The 15072-nt window shown below is 61.0% G+C and carries 9 protein-coding genes and 1 pseudogene; 5 read left to right on the forward strand and 5 right to left on the reverse strand.

What is annotated here, in order from left to right; genetic code table 11:
• Positions 1-172 precede the first annotated feature (172 nt).
• The 3 genes from K3819_RS18655 to K3819_RS18665 all read right to left on the reverse strand — a co-directional run bounded on the left by K3819_RS18655 (position 173) and on the right by K3819_RS18665 (position 6288).
• Positions 173-3847, reverse strand: coding sequence for a translocation/assembly module TamB domain-containing protein (locus tag K3819_RS18655; protein WP_221397680.1), 3675 nt, complete (start codon positions 3845-3847; stop codon positions 173-175).
• Complete coding sequence (locus K3819_RS18660; RefSeq protein WP_064597778.1) at positions 3844-5571, reverse strand: autotransporter assembly complex family protein; 1728 nt, start codon at positions 5569-5571, stop codon at positions 3844-3846. The genes K3819_RS18655 and K3819_RS18660 overlap by 4 nt, the downstream gene beginning before the upstream one ends.
• Positions 5572-5637: 66 nt before the next feature.
• The gene (locus tag K3819_RS18665; RefSeq protein ID WP_221397681.1) at positions 5638-6288 is read right to left on the reverse strand and encodes an N-acetyltransferase; all 651 of its coding nucleotides are present in this window, start codon (positions 6286-6288) and stop codon (positions 5638-5640) included.
• A 174-nt stretch (positions 6289-6462) separates the two neighbouring features.
• Here K3819_RS18665 and xthA point away from each other — a divergent pair, with 174 nt between their 5' ends.
• Both xthA and K3819_RS18675 read left to right on the forward strand, forming a co-directional pair.
• Entirely contained in the window at positions 6463-7275 is an 813-nt protein-coding gene (gene xthA / locus K3819_RS18670) for an exodeoxyribonuclease III (protein WP_064380745.1), read from the forward strand.
• A gap of 116 nt (positions 7276-7391) precedes the next feature.
• Positions 7392-8726 carry a substrate-binding domain-containing protein gene (locus tag K3819_RS18675; protein ID WP_221397682.1) on the forward strand — a complete coding sequence of 445 codons (1335 nt, stop codon included), beginning with the start codon at positions 7392-7394 and terminating at the stop codon, positions 8724-8726.
• A 144-nt stretch (positions 8727-8870) separates the two neighbouring features.
• Here the strand turns inward: K3819_RS18675 and K3819_RS18680 are convergent, their stop codons facing one another.
• On the reverse strand, positions 8871-10100 hold the full coding sequence (locus tag K3819_RS18680; RefSeq protein WP_221397683.1) for an acyl-CoA dehydrogenase: 1230 nt from the start codon (positions 10098-10100) through the stop codon (positions 8871-8873).
• 189 nt (positions 10101-10289) lie between these two features.
• On the opposite strand from K3819_RS18680, the gene K3819_RS18685 reads away from it, so the two are divergent.
• The 3 genes from K3819_RS18685 to K3819_RS18695 are packed head-to-tail and all read left to right on the forward strand — an operon-like array spanning position 10290 to position 12620.
• Positions 10290-11234: a LysR family transcriptional regulator gene (locus K3819_RS18685; protein ID WP_011334997.1), complete on the forward strand. Its 945-nt coding sequence runs from the start codon at positions 10290-10292 to the stop codon at positions 11232-11234.
• A 55-nt stretch (positions 11235-11289) separates the two neighbouring features.
• The gene (locus K3819_RS18690; protein WP_007951507.1) at positions 11290-11691 is read left to right on the forward strand and encodes a MerR family DNA-binding transcriptional regulator; all 402 of its coding nucleotides are present in this window, start codon (positions 11290-11292) and stop codon (positions 11689-11691) included.
• 29 nt (positions 11692-11720) lie between these two features.
• Entirely contained in the window at positions 11721-12620 is a 900-nt protein-coding gene (locus K3819_RS18695; RefSeq protein ID WP_007951509.1) for a hydroxymethylglutaryl-CoA lyase, read from the forward strand.
• A 665-nt stretch (positions 12621-13285) separates the two neighbouring features.
• Here K3819_RS18695 and K3819_RS18700 read toward each other — a convergent pair.
• Positions 13286-14978 (reverse strand): annotated as a pseudogene (locus K3819_RS18700) (AMP-binding protein).
• Positions 14979-15072 lie beyond the last annotated feature (94 nt).

The following is a 15072-nucleotide window of genomic DNA, read 5'->3' on the forward strand; positions in this document are numbered from 1 at the left end:
TCGCGAAGAGGTGTCAGCCGCCCCCTCTCTGCTGGCTGGAAAGCCGCCTTCGCGAGCAGGCTCGCTCCCACATTTGATCGGTGGCAGGCACACATTCATGTCAGCCGCAGATCTCTTTGGGAGCAAGATTGCTCGCGAAGGCCGCGCCTCGGTTCAAGTAAACAGGTGCGCTCTAGAAATCCCGCTTGTAGAAGATGTCCAGCGAACTGGCCACGCCGCTGGCGGCTTCGAGGTAGACCTTTTTGCTCAGTTTGTAGCGCAGGGCGATGGTGTTGGCCGGCTCGAACACGCCGACGCCGTAACGCAGGCTGAGTTTTTCCGAGATGTTGCCGCTGGCCACCACGCTGGTGGTGTTGCCGCTGCCCTGGGTGTCGAGCTGGAAGTCCTGAATGCCCAGGTCACTGGCCAGACTGCTGGTGACCCCGGAACTGCCCATCAGGCCCAGACCAAGCGCCGCCTGCGCGAGCATGTTGTTGTCCTCGCCGGTGGTGCTCAGCGGACGCCCCAGCACCAGATAAGACAGCGCCTGTTCCTGGCTCATGGCCGGTTCCGAGAAGATCTGTGTGGTCGGCTGCTCGGCGCTGCCGCTCAGGCGGATACCGGCGATCACATCATCGGTCTGGCGAATCGCTTCGATGTCCAGATATGGCTGATCGATCGGGCCGGCAAACAGCAGACGCGCGCGACGCACCGTCAGGCGCTGACCATAAGCGCGGTAGCGTCCGTCGTTGAGCCACAGTTCACCGCGAGTATCCATGTTGTCGCCGATGTGCACCTGGCCTTGCAGGTTGGCGGTCAGGCCGAACCCGGCGAAGCTCAACTTGTCCTGGCCGACCACCACATCGATATCCATTTTCATCGCCAGCGGCGGTTTGCCCTCCTCGGTCTGCGCGCCGACGATGATCGTGTCATCGGAGACTTTCACCGTCGATGGCGGCAGTTCCCGCACAGTGATTTCGCCTTTCGGTACCAGCACCTTGCCGGCAATCGCCAGCTCATCGCCGGCCATGGAAATCTTCAGGTCCGGCGCCACTTCCAGTTTGGCGTAGGGCTCGACCGTCACCGGCAATTGCGTGCCCTTGAGCGCCAGATCCACCACCAGCGCCTGACCCCAGGCGATGTTGCCGTTCAGGCTGCCCTGCCCGCTCTTGCCGCTTTTCCAGCCGCCGTTCAATTGCACGGCCTCACCGGCGATCACCGCTTGCAGTTGCAACGCTTGCAGCTCGATCGGCAACTCCGGCCCGGACACTTCGCCGTCGCTGAGCTGCACGGTGCCGTTGACCAGCGGCGCGAGCAGGCCACCGGAAATCGTGCCGCTGCCGTTCAGGCGCCCAGTGAGTTTCTCGACCATCGGCACAAACGGCCGCGCCACCGACAGATCAAGCCCGCTGAGGCGGAACGAACCACTGACCGGTTTGCTCGCCGGCAGCGGGTTGATCTGCGCCTGCACCATCAACTCGCCAAGCTTGCCGCCGACGAAGTTGAGGTCGGTGTCGATGCGTTTCGGCGTGAGCTTGCTGGTGAGCTTGAGGGTCTGGTACGGGAAGTCCAGCCACTGATCCTTCTCGCGCATGCGCAAGGTGCCGCCGCTGGCATCGATGCTGACCTGGCCGTTCGGGCCGCTGGCCGGCAGGTCCAGTTGCAGGTCGGCGTTGAGCTTGCCCTGCCAGGCGAAATCCTTCGGCAGCCACTGCGCTAGGCTTTCGATCGGGAACTGCTTGAGGTGGTAACGCAGCTTCGGCTCCGGCATCAGGCGCTGATCTTCACCGCACAGGCTGGCATTGCCGGACATCCAGCAATGGGCGCCGAAGTTGATCTTGCCGTCGGCCAGCCGTTCGAGCTTGGCCGGGTTTTGCAGCTTCCAGTCCTGGCCGCCGGCCTGAATGTCGCCGCTGGCCAGACGCCCGCGCCAGTTGCCCTTGTCCAGATTGCCGTCCAGACCCAACGCCAGTTTCAGCTTGGGCCCGAGCAGGTCGAGGTTGAGTTTCTGGTTTTTGATATCGCCCTGAGCGCTGGCGGTCAGGGTGCCCAGCGACGTATCGCCGGCCTGGATGCCGCTGCCCTTGAGGTCGATCTTCGCCCGTTGCGCACTGTCGAGGGTGGCGTCGAGGTTGAGGCTTTGCAGGCGATTGTCCTGGAACGCCAGTTGCGAACCTTGCAGGCCGAGCTTGCCCTGCGGCGCCTTGAGCGTGCCGGCGACATCGACCCGCCCGTTGATCTGCCCGCGCAGTTGCGGCCAGAGCTGGGCCAGTCGCGCCAGTTTGATGTCGATCTGCCCGGTGAGCTTCTGTTGCAGGCTGCCCTTGCCGTTGATGCTGTTGTCGCCGAGGCGGATTTGCAGGGCATTCAGATTCCACTGCTCGCCCGCGCCGTCAGCCTTGGCTTGCAGGATCGCCGGTTGCCCGCGCAGTTTGCCCTTCAGATCGAGGTCGGCATTCAGGCTCAGGCGTTCGTTTTTCATTTCGCCTTTGCTCTTCAACGGACCGGCCAGGGTGCCCGGCAACTCCGCAACCCAGTACGCCGGGTTGAGCGCCGACAACTCCAGCGCGGTGTCCCAGGCAATGCCATCGGCGAACTGCACGTTCACATGGCCTTCGGCCTTGCCCTGCCCGGCTTCGAGTTTCAGTTGTGGCAGGAAAATCTGCTTGAGATTGCCGCTGAACGGACTGCTCAGGCTGAACGCCCCCGCCGGCCCATCTGCAGCGGCGGCGAAGTTACCGATGTACTGACCGTCGGTGTAGGAGACTTCGCCGGTGAAGGTACGCAACGTGACCTGCGGCTCGTCGATTTCCGGATAGAGCCGGTGCCAGGGGAAATCCAGCCAGTTGATATTGGCCTGGGCGCTGAGGCCTTTGCTCCAGTCGACATTGCCGGTCAGCTTGAGGCTTTGCTTGTCGTTGGCCGTCAGATTGAGGCCGGCAATCTGTGCACCGTTGGCGTCGACCTTGCCTTTGAGCAACAGCGCTACCGGGCCATTATCGGCAGGCAGCGTTGCATTGCCGAGCAGTTGGTAACCGTTTTTCAGGTCGCCTTCGCCGGTCAATAGCAGTTGATTGAATTGCAGGGTGTCCGGCAGATCGGCGCTCGGCTTGAACGCCTCCGAGGTGATCCGCACTTTGGCCGGCAGGTCTTCCGCCAGCGGTTGCAGTTCACCGCTCAACTGGCCGTTGAGGTAGCCACGGCTGTCGGCGTGCAGGTTGAGGGTTTTCAGCAGGTCGCCGTCGATTTTCAGCGCCAGCGTCCACGGCTCGGGCGCCGGCGACGGCAAGGTCAGATCACCGGTGATGTTCAGCGGCCAGTTGCCGGTCGGTTGCAGCAGGCCGGACAGATTCAGGCTCAACTCGTCGCGTTGCAGCTTCACACTGTCGATCTGCATGCCCTTGGCAGTCCAGTGCGCCGCCAGTTGCAGGCCTTTCAACGCTTCATTGCCGTTGAACAGCAAGCTGCCGACCTGCACGTCGCCCAGCTCGATGGCCACGGGCAATTGCAGATCAGGAAGCTTGATCGGGCCGCTTTCGGTGACTTCTTCGCTCGGCGGGAATTGCAGGCTGACGGTATCGGCCTTGAGCTGCTGGATGCACAACGTCATGCGCGTCAGGCACAGCGGCGACCATTCGAAGATCGGTTTGTCCAGTTCGACGCGGCTGCTGTCCTGCTGCCACAGCAGATGATCGGCGCTCCACTGCCCGCCGAGGCGGCCCTGGAAATTGTCGACGCTCAAGCCCGGTACCAGCCCCAGCACCCAACGGCTGCCGGCCTGGGTTCCGAGCACAGCGGTGATACTCAATACAATCAGCAGCACCAGCGATAACAGCGCCAGCGCCGATATTTTCAAACCACGCTTCACAGCTCAGGCCCCATGGAAAAGTGCAGCCGGATGCCGCCATCGTCGTCCAGTGCATGGGCCAGGTCGAGGCGGATCGGCCCCACCGGCGAGACCCAGCGCACACCGATACCGACCCCGGTCTTGAGGTTCGGCAGTTCGAGTTTGTTGAAGGAGTTGCCCTGATCGACGAAGGTCGCCACGCGCCACTTCTCGGCAATCGAGTATTGGTATTCGACGCTGCCGGCCACCATGTAGCGCCCGCCGATGCGGTCGCCCTCGGAGTTCTCCGGGGACAGGCTCTGATAGTCGTAGCCGCGCACGCTCTGATCGCCACCGGCGAAGAAGCGCAGCGACGGCGGCACCGATTTGTAGCCGTTGGTGGCGCTGCCGCCGACCTGCACCCGGCCGAGCAGGCGGTGCTTGTCGAACACGGTGGTCAGGCCCTTGATCAGCGCCGTGCCATAAAGCAGGTTGTTGTCCGAACCGAGGCCTTCTTTCGCCACTTTGCTTTCAAAGGTCAGGCGATAGCCGTTGTGCGGGTCGATGCGGTTGTCACTCTTGAGGTAGGAATAGCTGACGCCGGGCATCAGCAAGGTGCTCAGACCGGAGTCGTCGCCGAGCTGGTATTCCTCGCGCTGCCATTTCAGCGAGATCACCCGCTGCCAGCCGCTGGGCAATTTGCTGTGCCATTCCGGGCCGAAGGTCAGCAGCTTGCTCAAGGTGTCGGAACCGTCGATGTCCTCGTATTGATAACCGCCGGCCCAGCGCAGTTTGTCGGTCAGCGGCGGGTCCAGCGGGATGTCGTAGAACAGACCGACGTTCTGCCGTGGCGCCGACAGTTCGGCCTCCCAGCCATAACTGTCGCCCTGCGGGTTGACCCAGTGGCGGGTCCAGTTGGCCTTGATGCGCGGGCCGACGTCAGTGGAATAACCAAGACCCAGGCCCATGGTGCGCGGCTTGCGGGTGTCGAGTTTGACGTCCACCGGGATCACGTCGTTTTTCGCGGCGGTCGGCGCGGCGTCGACCCGCACGCCTTCAAAATATCCGCTCGATTGCAGGTCGCGATTGAGTTCGGCGATCAGCTCGGAGTCATACGGCTCGCCGGCCTTGAACGGCACCATGCGTTGCAGCAAATCTTCGTCGAACGGGGTGTCGCCTTCAAAGCTGACCTTGCCCAGCGCATAACGCGGGCCGCTTTCGTAGATCAGTTCGACGTCGGCGACCCCGGCGCGTGGATCGACCATCAATTTCTGACTGGTGAAACGGCCACTGAAGAAGCCATAACGCGAGGCCTGGTTCTGGATCAGGCGCTTGGCGTCTTCGTAACGCCCATGGTTGAGCACCGCGCCGGGCTTGAGCACGTCACTCTTGGGGACTCGAAAGGATTTGAGAGAGGCCGCCGGACCGTCGACGCGCACGGTCACGTTGCGCAGGCGGATCGGCTCGCCGGGATCGATGTTCAGCACCAGACGCGGTTTTTCACCGCCCTTGACGTCACTTTCGATCTGCGGCTGGTAATAACCCAAGGCCTGGGCGGCCTTGCGCGCCTGTTCTTCGGCGCCGCGACTGAAGCGCTGCAAGGCTTCTTCGTCACGATCGCCGAGGCTGCCGATATAGCCTTCTATATTGGCTTTCAGTTCATCGTTGGACGGTTTGATCCGCACATCCAATTCACTTTGCGCCAGCGCCGCGCAGCTGGTTAACAGCATGAGCACGCCACTGGTAAATCTTCCTGGAAACTTCATAGGCGCGGATGCTATCACGGGCTTGGGAGCGTGATAGAACAGGAAATTCCCCCAAAAGTTCGACGGTCATCCCGTTGCTGTTTGTAACACCTGTGGGTTGGCGTGGAAAAACACGTGCTCGCGTACCGGGCCTACGGCCACTTCGCCGATTTCCTCGTAACCCTGACGCTTGTAGAACTCCAGATAGCGCGGGTTGCCGGTGTCGAGAATCACGCCTTGGGAGCTTTCGTCTACCGCGCACCAGTTGTGCACCGCTTGCAGCAGTTGCTCGCCGAAATGCTTGCCCTGAAATTGTGGATGCACGCCGAGCAGCGGCAGCATGTGCACCGAGTCGGTCGGCACGCAGGCTTCAACGGCAGCGTGATACTCCAGATAACGGCGGGTGCAGCGGAAACCGGTGCTCAGCACCATGCGCAAACGCCAGGCCCAACTCTCGGTAACGCCCAGACGCCGTTGCGGCGGCGCGATCAGGGCGATGCCGATCAAGCGGTCGTTGACCAGCAGGCCGATGGCCGGCAGATCCTGCAGGAAATGCTGTTTGACCAGCTCCCGCACCGTGGCCCGCACCCGCTGTTCGTAACCCGCGCGCTCGGCTTCGAACAGGTAGGCGAAGGTCGGCTCGTGGCGGTAAGCCTGATAAAGAAGGGATCGCGCTTCCCGGGAATAGCCGCGGTCGAGCATGTGGATATCGGCGATGGCGGATTGGGTTTCAGGCATGACGGTGATTCTCCCTGGACGGGACTCAAGAGGCCCCGTTCTTGTTATACGAGCCTTGGGCAGAAGGGATCGTTCCCACACCCGAAAGACATTAGCAGCGCATATGGACTACCGCCACGCTGGCCCAGATCCTACATGTCAGCTAGCATCGCCCTTTTGCCAGGACTGCCGACCATGAAGATTGTTTCCTTCAACATCAACGGACTGCGGGCCCGCCCGCATCAGCTGGCGGCGCTGATCGAAAAGCATCAGCCGGACGTCATCGGCCTGCAGGAAACCAAGGTCCACGACGACCAGTTCCCGCTGGATGAAGTGCGGGCCCTGGGTTATCACGTGTATTTCCACGGCCAGAAAGGCCATTACGGTGTCGCCCTGCTCTCGCGCCAGGAACCGATTGCCGTACACAAAGGCTTCGCCACCGATGAAGAAGACGCGCAGCGGCGCTTCATCTGGGGCACATTCGCCGACGCCAACGGCGTGCCGGTGACGATCATGAACGGCTATTTCCCACAGGGTGAAAGCCGCGACCATCCGACCAAATTCCCGGCCAAGCAGCGTTTCTACAGCGATCTGCAAGCGCTGCTGGAAAGCCAGTTCCACAACGAACAGCCGCTGGTGGTGATGGGCGACGTCAACATCTCCCCCGAAGACTGCGACATCGGCATCGGCCCGGACAACATGAAACGCTGGCTGAAAACCGGCAAATGCAGCTTCCTGCCGGAAGAGCGCGAGTGGATGGCCCGCCTGAAAAACTGGGGCCTGACCGACAGTTTCCGTCACCTGAACCCGGACGTGACCGACACGTTCAGCTGGTTCGACTACCGCAGCCGCGGGTTTGAAGACGAGCCGAAGCGTGGCCTGCGCATCGATGTGATTTTGGCGTCCCACGGTTTGCTGCCAAGGGTGAAAGCCGCCGGTGTCGACTATGAACTGCGCGGGATGGAAAAGCCTTCGGACCATGCGCCGATCTGGCTGGAATTGAGCTGATTCGCTTGAAAGCAGAAGATCACAGCCAGCGGTTGTGATCTTCTGCCTTGTCATCTTTCAGCAACCTCACTGACTTAATCTCCCCGGCAATCCCCTTGGCTGCATTCGGTGCCGGCATGACCCTGCGTGTTCTGTTCGTCTTTCTCCTGAGCGCCTGGCTGCAGGTTGCGGTTGCGGCGTTGCCCATTCCCGAGAACGGCCCCGTATTGCGCATCCAGGGTTCCAACACCATCGGCGCGGCGCTCGGCCCGGCGCTGGTGGAAGGCCTGTTGCAAGACCAGGGGCTGTTGAAAGTCCACAGCGAAACCCCGGACACCGCCAACGAACAACGAGTCGTCGGCCTCACAGCCCAAGGCCAAAGAGTCGTGGTAGAGATCGCCGCCCACGGTTCGAGCACCGGTTTCACTGCACTCAAGAACGCCAGCGCCGACCTGGCTGCCTCTTCGCGCCCGATCAAGGACAGCGAACTGCTGAACCTGCAAGCCCGGGGCGATCTGAAAAGTCCCGACGCCGAACAAGTCATCGCCATCGATGGCCTGGCGATCATCCTTCATCCCGACAATCCGCTGAATCAATTGAACACCGAACAACTGGCGCGAATCTTCAGTGGTGAGGCGAAGACGTGGGAAGACGTCGGCGGCAAGGGTGGGACGATTCATTTATATGCGCGGGATGATCAGTCCGGCACCTACGACACTTTCAAGGAACTTGTCCTCAGCCGTCGTGGGAAATCCCTGAGCAATGCCGCGAAGCGGTTTGAATCCAGCGAGCAGTTGTCCGATGCCGTGAGTGCCGACCCGCAGGCCATCGGTTTCATCGGCCTGCCCTACGTGCGCCAGGCCAAGGCCGTGGCGATCGTCGACGGCCAATCCCAGGCAATGTTGCCGCTCGCCAGCCTGATCGCCACCGAAGACTATCCGCTGTCGCGGCGGTTGTTCTTCTACCTGCCGCCGGACAGCAACAATCCGTGGGCCAAGGCATTGGTGGAATTTGCACAGAGCCGCCGGGGTCAGGCGATTGTCGCGGCCAACGGTTTTATTGCCCAGACCGTGCAGGCCATCGCCGTCACGCCAAATGCGCTGATGCCCGAGGGTTATCAATCCCTCAGCCGCCACGCCCAGCGTCTGACCGTGAACTTCCGCTTTGAAGAAGGCAGCGCCAGCCTCGACAACAAGGCCCGTCAGGATCTGGCTCGGGTGTTCGACTATATAAAGCACCACGACAAGACCGACCGCGCGGTAACGCTGGTGGGATTCGGCGACGCCAAGGACGACCCGGCGCGGGCGGATTTGCTGTCGAAGCTGCGGGCGATGGCGGTCCGCCGGGAGTTGGTGAAGAACGGCGTGGTGCTGCGCGAGGTGCGCGGGTTTGGCGCGCTGATGCCGGTGGCGACCAACAGCGGGGATGAAGGCAGGATCAAGAATCGGCGGGTTGAGGTTTGGGTTTATTGAATCTGATGTTGATGCGTTGCGGGCACTGACGCCATCGCGGGCAAGCCCGCTCCCACAGGGATCTTCGGTGAACACAAATGGTGTGAACACCAGCAGACTTGTGGGAGCTGGCTTGCCAGCGATGAACGATAACGCGCTTTTGGATCAGCGCTCGCTACGCAGCATTTCCTTCGGCACATACTTGCCGATCTCGAACTTGCCGATCGCCGCGCGGTGCACTTCGTCCGGGCCGTCGGCCAGGCGCAGGGTGCGTTGCATGGCGTACATGTAGGCCAGCGGGAAGTCGTTCGACACCCCGGCCCCGCCATGAATCTGGATCGCCCGGTCGATCACCCGCAACGCGACGTTCGGTGCCACGACCTTGATCTGTGCAATCTCGCTCTTGGCGACCTTGTTACCCACGGTGTCCATCATGTACGCCGCTTTCAGGGTCAGCAGGCGTGCCATGTCGATTTCCATCCGCGAGTCGGCGATCTTGTCGACGTTACCGCCCAGACGCGCCAGCGGTTTGCCGAATGCAGTGCGGCTCACGGAACGTTTGCACATCAGTTCCAGTGCGCGCTCGGCCATGCCGATCGAACGCATGCAGTGGTGAATCCGGCCTGGGCCAAGGCGACCTTGTGCGATTTCGAAGCCGCGTCCTTCACCGAGCAGGACGTTTTCGTACGGCACCCGCACGTTGTCGAACAGCACTTCGGCGTGGCCGTGGGGCGCGTCGTCGTAACCGAACACCGGCAGCGGACGGAGGATCTTCACGCCGGGAGTGTCGACCGGTACCAGGATCATCGAGTGCTGAGAGTGACGCGGAGCGTCGGGGTTGCTCAGGCCCATGAAGATCAGGATCTTGCAGCGCGGATCGCAGGCCCCGGAAGTCCACCATTTCTTGCCATTGATGACCCACTCGTCGCCATCACGCACGGCACGGGCGGCCATGTTGGTGGCGTCGGAGGACGCAACGTCCGGCTCGGTCATGGCGAATGCCGAGCGGATCTCGCCGCGCAGCAGCGGTTCGAGCCAGCGCTGTTTCTGTTCTTCGTTGGCGTAACGCACCAGCACTTCCATGTTGCCGGTGTCGGGGGCCGAGCAGTTGAACGGCTCGGGACCGAGCAGCGAACGGCCCATGATTTCCGCCAATGGCGCGTATTCGAGGTTGGTCAGGCCGGCGCCGAGTTCCGACTCAGGCAGAAACAAATTCCACAGACCTTCGGCCTTTGCCTTGGCCTTGAGTTCTTCCATGATCGCCGTCGGCTGCCAGCGATCGCCTTCGGCAACCTGCCGTTCGAACACGGCTTCGGCCGGGTAAACGTAAGCGTCCATGAACGCGGTCACGCGCTCACGCAGTTCTTGCACCTTGGGCGAATAAGCGAAATCCATGAGCAATTACCTTTTTTCGGCAGGTTGTTTAAGTCATGCAATCGATGCTAGAACAGCGTTGATAATTTACCTAGCCTATTCTCGGCGTGTATAAACATTCATCACCGATATATGATTGGTTGATTTTCCTGGCCGCCCTGACCCGCGCCATCCATTAATAACAAGCATCTATAACAAGAGAGCCGCGTAATGAATCTGAGCAAGGTCGACCTCAACCTTTTCATCGTCTTCGACGCGATCTACACCGAAGCCAACCTGACCCGCGCCGGGCAGATTGTCGGCATTACCCAGCCAGCGGTGTCCAACGCATTGGCGCGGTTGCGCGAGACCTTCAACGACCCGCTCTTCGTACGCACCGCCCAGGGCATGGTGCCGACGCCCATGGCGCAAAACATCATCGGCCCGGTGCGCAACGCTCTCTCGCTGTTGCGGGTTTCGGTTCAGGAAAGCCGGATTTTCAACCCCTCGCAAGCGGTCAAGACCTATCGCATCAGCATGACTGACCTGACCGAAGCGGTGATTCTGCCGCCGCTGTTCCAGCGACTGCGTCGCCTGGCGCCGACGGTGATCATCGAAAGCTTCCTGTCCAAACGCCGGGAAACCACCAAGGAGCTGGCTGCCGGACGTCTCGACTTTGCCGTGGATGCGCCGCTCAACACCGACCCGCAGGTGCGCCACGTCAAGCTGATGGAAGACCGTTACGTCTGCGCCATGCGCAAGGGCCATCCGCTGGCGACCAAGGAAAAATTCACCCTCGACGATTACCTGTCGCTGACCCACATTCATATTTCCAGCCGGCGCAGTGGCCTGGGCCATGTCGATCTGGCGCTGGGCAAAATGGGCATCCAGCGCAAGATCGCCCTGCGCTCGCAGCACTATCTGATGGCGTCCCAGGTGTTGCAGCAAACCGACATGGTGATGACCGTGCCGGAACGTTTCGCTCGGCGCCATGACCTGCATGCGTTCAATCTGCCGGTCAACGATGTGCCGCCGGTGGAAACCCATTTGTACTGGCACGAAAGCACCGATCAGGACCCGGCCAACCGCTGGATGCGCGAGCAGATGATCGAGCTGTGCCAGCAAGTGACGGCCCATGAGAAGAAGCTCGACAAGCTGCAGGCGCCCGCTACTTGACGTAAACGTCAACCTGCCATTAGCTTAGCGCCAAGACCCTTCTTCGAGCGCTTTCATGAGCAGCCAGACCTACAGCATTTCCGACCTCGCCCGCGAGCTGGACATCACCACCCGGGCGATCCGTTTCTATGAAGAACAAGGCCTGCTCAGCCCCGAGCGCCGAGGCCAGGAACGCATCTATTCGCCGCGCGACAAGGTCAGCCTGAAGCTGATCCTGCGGGGCAAGCGTATCGGTTTCTCCCTGGCCGAGTGCCGCGAGCTGATCGAGCTCTACGACCCTTCCAGCGGTAACACCAAACAACTCAACAGCATGCTGGCGAAAATCAGCGAACGCCGGGAACAGCTTGAACAGCAACTGCTGGACATCGAACAGATGAAGCTGGAACTCGACACCGCCGAAGAACGCTGCGTGCAGGCACTGGAGCAGACGCTCAAGAGTCAGCAAGTCGCGCAATAGCCTCCCGACAACTACAACAGGTCAACGCCATGTCCCTCCCCTCCCAAGTACGCCTGATCGAAGTCGGCCCGCGTGACGGCCTGCAGAACGAAGCCCAGCCAATCAGCGTCGCCGACAAGGTGCAACTGGTCGACGCCTTGAGCGCTGCCGGCCTCGGCTATATAGAAGTCGGCAGTTTCGTCTCGCCCAAGTGGGTGCCGCAGATGGCCGGTTCCGCTGATGTATTCGCGCAGATCCAGCGCAAGCCCGGCGTGACCTATGGCGCGCTGGCGCCGAACCTGCGCGGTTTTGAGGATGCGCTGGCCGCCGGGGTCAAGGAAGTCGCCGTGTTTGCCGCCGCGTCCGAAGCCTTTTCGCAGCGCAACATCAATTGCTCGATCAGCGAAAGCCTGGCGCGGTTCGCGCCGATCATGGAATCGGCGAAACAGCACGGCGTTACCGTGCGCGGTTACGTGTCCTGCGTGCTGGGCTGCCCTTATGAAGGCGAGGTCGCCCCGGAACAAGTGGCCATGGTCGCCCGCGAGCTGTACGCGATGGGCTGCTACGAAGTGTCGCTGGGTGACACCATCGGCACCGGCACTGCGGGCGCCACCCGCCGACTGTTCGAAGTGGTCTCTAAGCAAGTGCCGCGAGAGAAACTCGCCGGCCACTTCCACGACACCTACGGCCAGGCCATGGCCAACATCTACGCCAGCCTGCTGGAAGGCATCGCGGTGTTCGACAGCTCGATCGCCGGCCTCGGCGGCTGCCCGTACGCCAAAGGCGCCAGCGGTAACGTCGCCACTGAAGATGTAGTGTACCTGCTGAACGGCCTGGGCATCGAGACCGGTATCGACCTCGACGCCTTGATTGCCGCCGGCCAGCAGATCAGCGCCGTGCTGGGTCGCCCGACCGGTTCGCGCGTGGCCAAGGCTCGCAGCGCACAGTGAGGGGATGGTGTTACCGCCGAGCGCGAAACGTGGGCACAAGCGAGTAACACGGAAACAAATTGTCTGGTTTTGACTGAAGGAAAAATCCTTCAAAATTTTCAAGCGGTTGATTTAAAAGGGTTTTATAAAGTTGGCACGGCTTCTGCTATCTCTATGGCATAACAAGAATAAAAAGCAGCAAACCAATAAAAATAAGACGTACCGACTCTGACATAACAAAAACAACACGGCAGAGACGCAGCTAACAGATTTTTTTGGAGAAGGTGTGCTTTTCAGGGTATTCCTCGGAATGACCCGCAACCGGGCAGAGAACAATAAAACTACCTTCAGGTAGCTCCCGAATCGGTTGGATCGCTAGACGAGAAAGCAGATCAGCGCTCAAAAAAATACGTTTGCTCTTGACCCCGGATGGGGGTCGCCAAAAACAGCGGTAAAGGGCCACGGTTGCCAAAAACAACAACAGACCGCCCCTCAATAATAAAAAAGAGCACGCGACGACAAAATTAAAGGGGAGCTTCGGCTCCCCTTTGTGCTTCCTGTGATTTCTGTTTTCACCGCCCCCTTTGTGGGAGCGGGCTTGCTCGCGAATGCGTCAGGTCAGTCAACATGCTTGGTGAATGGCACACTGCATTCGCGAGCAAGCCCGCTCCCACATTCGATCTTTGTCAGGTCTGGTTTTCGCGTAATTCTTCGATACTGATCTCACGCATCCGGAATTTCTGGATCTTGCCCGTTACCGTCATCGGAAACTCCTCTACGAACTTGAAATGACGCGGCGTCTTGAAGTGGGCGATGCGCTCCTTGCACCACGCTTGCAGCTCTTGTTCGGTGGCGCTGTGGCCGGGATGGAATTTGATCCAGGCGACGATTTCCTCACCGTAACGCGAGCAGGGAATGCCGATCACCTGCACGTCCGCCACCGCTGGGTGGGTGAAGAAGAATTCTTCCAGTTCACGCGGGTTTCTCGCCGCCACGGATGATCATGTCCTTGTTACGCCCGGCGATGCACACGTAACCCTCGTCGTTCATGCTCGCCAGGTCGCCGGTGTGCATCCAGCCTGCCGCGTCGATGGCTTCGGCGGTGGCCTGCGGGTTGTTCCAGTAGCCGAGCATCACGCTGTAGCCACGGGTGCACAGTTCGCCGATGGTGCCCCGTGGCACTGGGTTGCCGGCCTCGTCGATGATTTTGCTTTCGAGTTGCGGCTGGGTACGGCCGACGGTGGTGACGCGCAGTTCCAGTTCGTCGGATGGTCCGGTTTGCAGCGAGACCGGGCTGGTTTCGGTCATGCCGTAGGCGATCTGCACTTCGCTCATGTGCATTTCGTTGATGACCCGGCGCATCACTTCGATCGGGCAGGTGGCGCCGGCCATGATCCCGGTGCGCAGGGTCGACAGGTCGAAATCGGCGCGTTGCGGCTGATCGAGCATGGCGATGAACATGGTCGGCACGCCGTACAGCGCGGTGGCTTTTTCTTCGGCGACGGTGCTCAGGGTCAGCAGCGGATCGAAGGCATCGTTGGGGTAGATCATGGTGCTGCCGTGGGTGATGCAGCCCAGGTTGCCCATGACCATGCCGAAGCAGTGATACAACGGCACTGGGATCACCAGGCGATCGGCGGCGGTCAGGCCGAGGCTTTCGCCGACCATGTAACCGTTGTTGAGGATGTTGTAGTGACTGAGGGTCGCGCCCTTGGGAAAACCGGTGGTGCCGGAGGTGTACTGAATGTTGACGGGCTGATCGAAGTGCAGACTGTCGCTGCGTTCACGCAATTGTGCTGGCGAGACACTGGCGGCCAGATCTGCCAGTTGCGACCACGGAAGAAAACCCGAAGGCGGCTGCGGATCGAGACTGATCAGACCGCGCAGTTCCGGCAGGCGCTCACTGCGCAGTTCGCCGATGGATTGCTCGGCCAGTTCCGGCAGCAAGCCTTGCAACATGCCGTGATAGTTGGAGCTCTTGAATGCACCGGCGCAGACCAGCCATTGGCAACCGGATTGCTTGAGCACGTATTCGAGTTCGGAGCTGCGGTAGGCCGGGTTGATGTTGACCAGGATCACGCCGAGCTTCGCGGTGGCGAACTGCGTGATACACCACTGCGCGCAGTTCGGCGCCCAGATACCCAGCCGGTCACCGGCCTGCAAACCCAACGCCAGCAGGGCTCTGGCGTGAACATCCACCGCGTCGGCCAGTTGCCGCCAGGTGTAACGCAGCTGCTGATGACGCACCACCAACGCCTCGCCGTCCGGATACTGCGCGACGGTCTCGTCGAACTTCTGCCCGATGGTCATCGCCAGCAAGGCTTTGTCCTGGGAACCACGGGTATAGCTGCGCAGCGGGTTTGCACTGGGTTGATCCATGACGACCCCTATTGTCTTTATTAGTGGGTGTTGGAACGGAGCCACGGCAGCTCCGACCATTCAGAACTGGCTCTACTCTCGCTCAAGTTGACGT

It is taken from the genome of Pseudomonas sp. 3-2 (genome assembly GCF_019710535.1).
GTDB classification, from domain to species: domain Bacteria; phylum Pseudomonadota; class Gammaproteobacteria; order Pseudomonadales; family Pseudomonadaceae; genus Aquipseudomonas; species Aquipseudomonas pharyngis.

Excerpts from the sequence above, each read along its gene's own strand:
- K3819_RS18660 (WP_064597778.1), bottom strand. The coding sequence starts at position 5,571 with ATGAAGTTTCCAGGAAGATTTACCAGTGGCGTGCTCATGCTGTTAACC.
- K3819_RS18665 (WP_221397681.1), bottom strand. The coding sequence starts at position 6,288 with ATGCCTGAAACCCAATCCGCCATCGCCGATATCCACATGCTCGACCGC.
- xthA (WP_064380745.1), top strand. The coding sequence starts at position 6,463 with ATGAAGATTGTTTCCTTCAACATCAACGGACTGCGGGCCCGCCCGCAT.
- K3819_RS18675 (WP_221397682.1), top strand. The coding sequence starts at position 7,392 with ATGACCCTGCGTGTTCTGTTCGTCTTTCTCCTGAGCGCCTGGCTGCAG.
- K3819_RS18680 (WP_221397683.1), bottom strand. The coding sequence starts at position 10,100 with ATGGATTTCGCTTATTCGCCCAAGGTGCAAGAACTGCGTGAGCGCGTG.
- K3819_RS18685 (WP_011334997.1), top strand. The coding sequence starts at position 10,290 with ATGAATCTGAGCAAGGTCGACCTCAACCTTTTCATCGTCTTCGACGCG.
- K3819_RS18690 (WP_007951507.1), top strand. The coding sequence starts at position 11,290 with ATGAGCAGCCAGACCTACAGCATTTCCGACCTCGCCCGCGAGCTGGAC.
- K3819_RS18695 (WP_007951509.1), top strand. The coding sequence starts at position 11,721 with ATGTCCCTCCCCTCCCAAGTACGCCTGATCGAAGTCGGCCCGCGTGAC.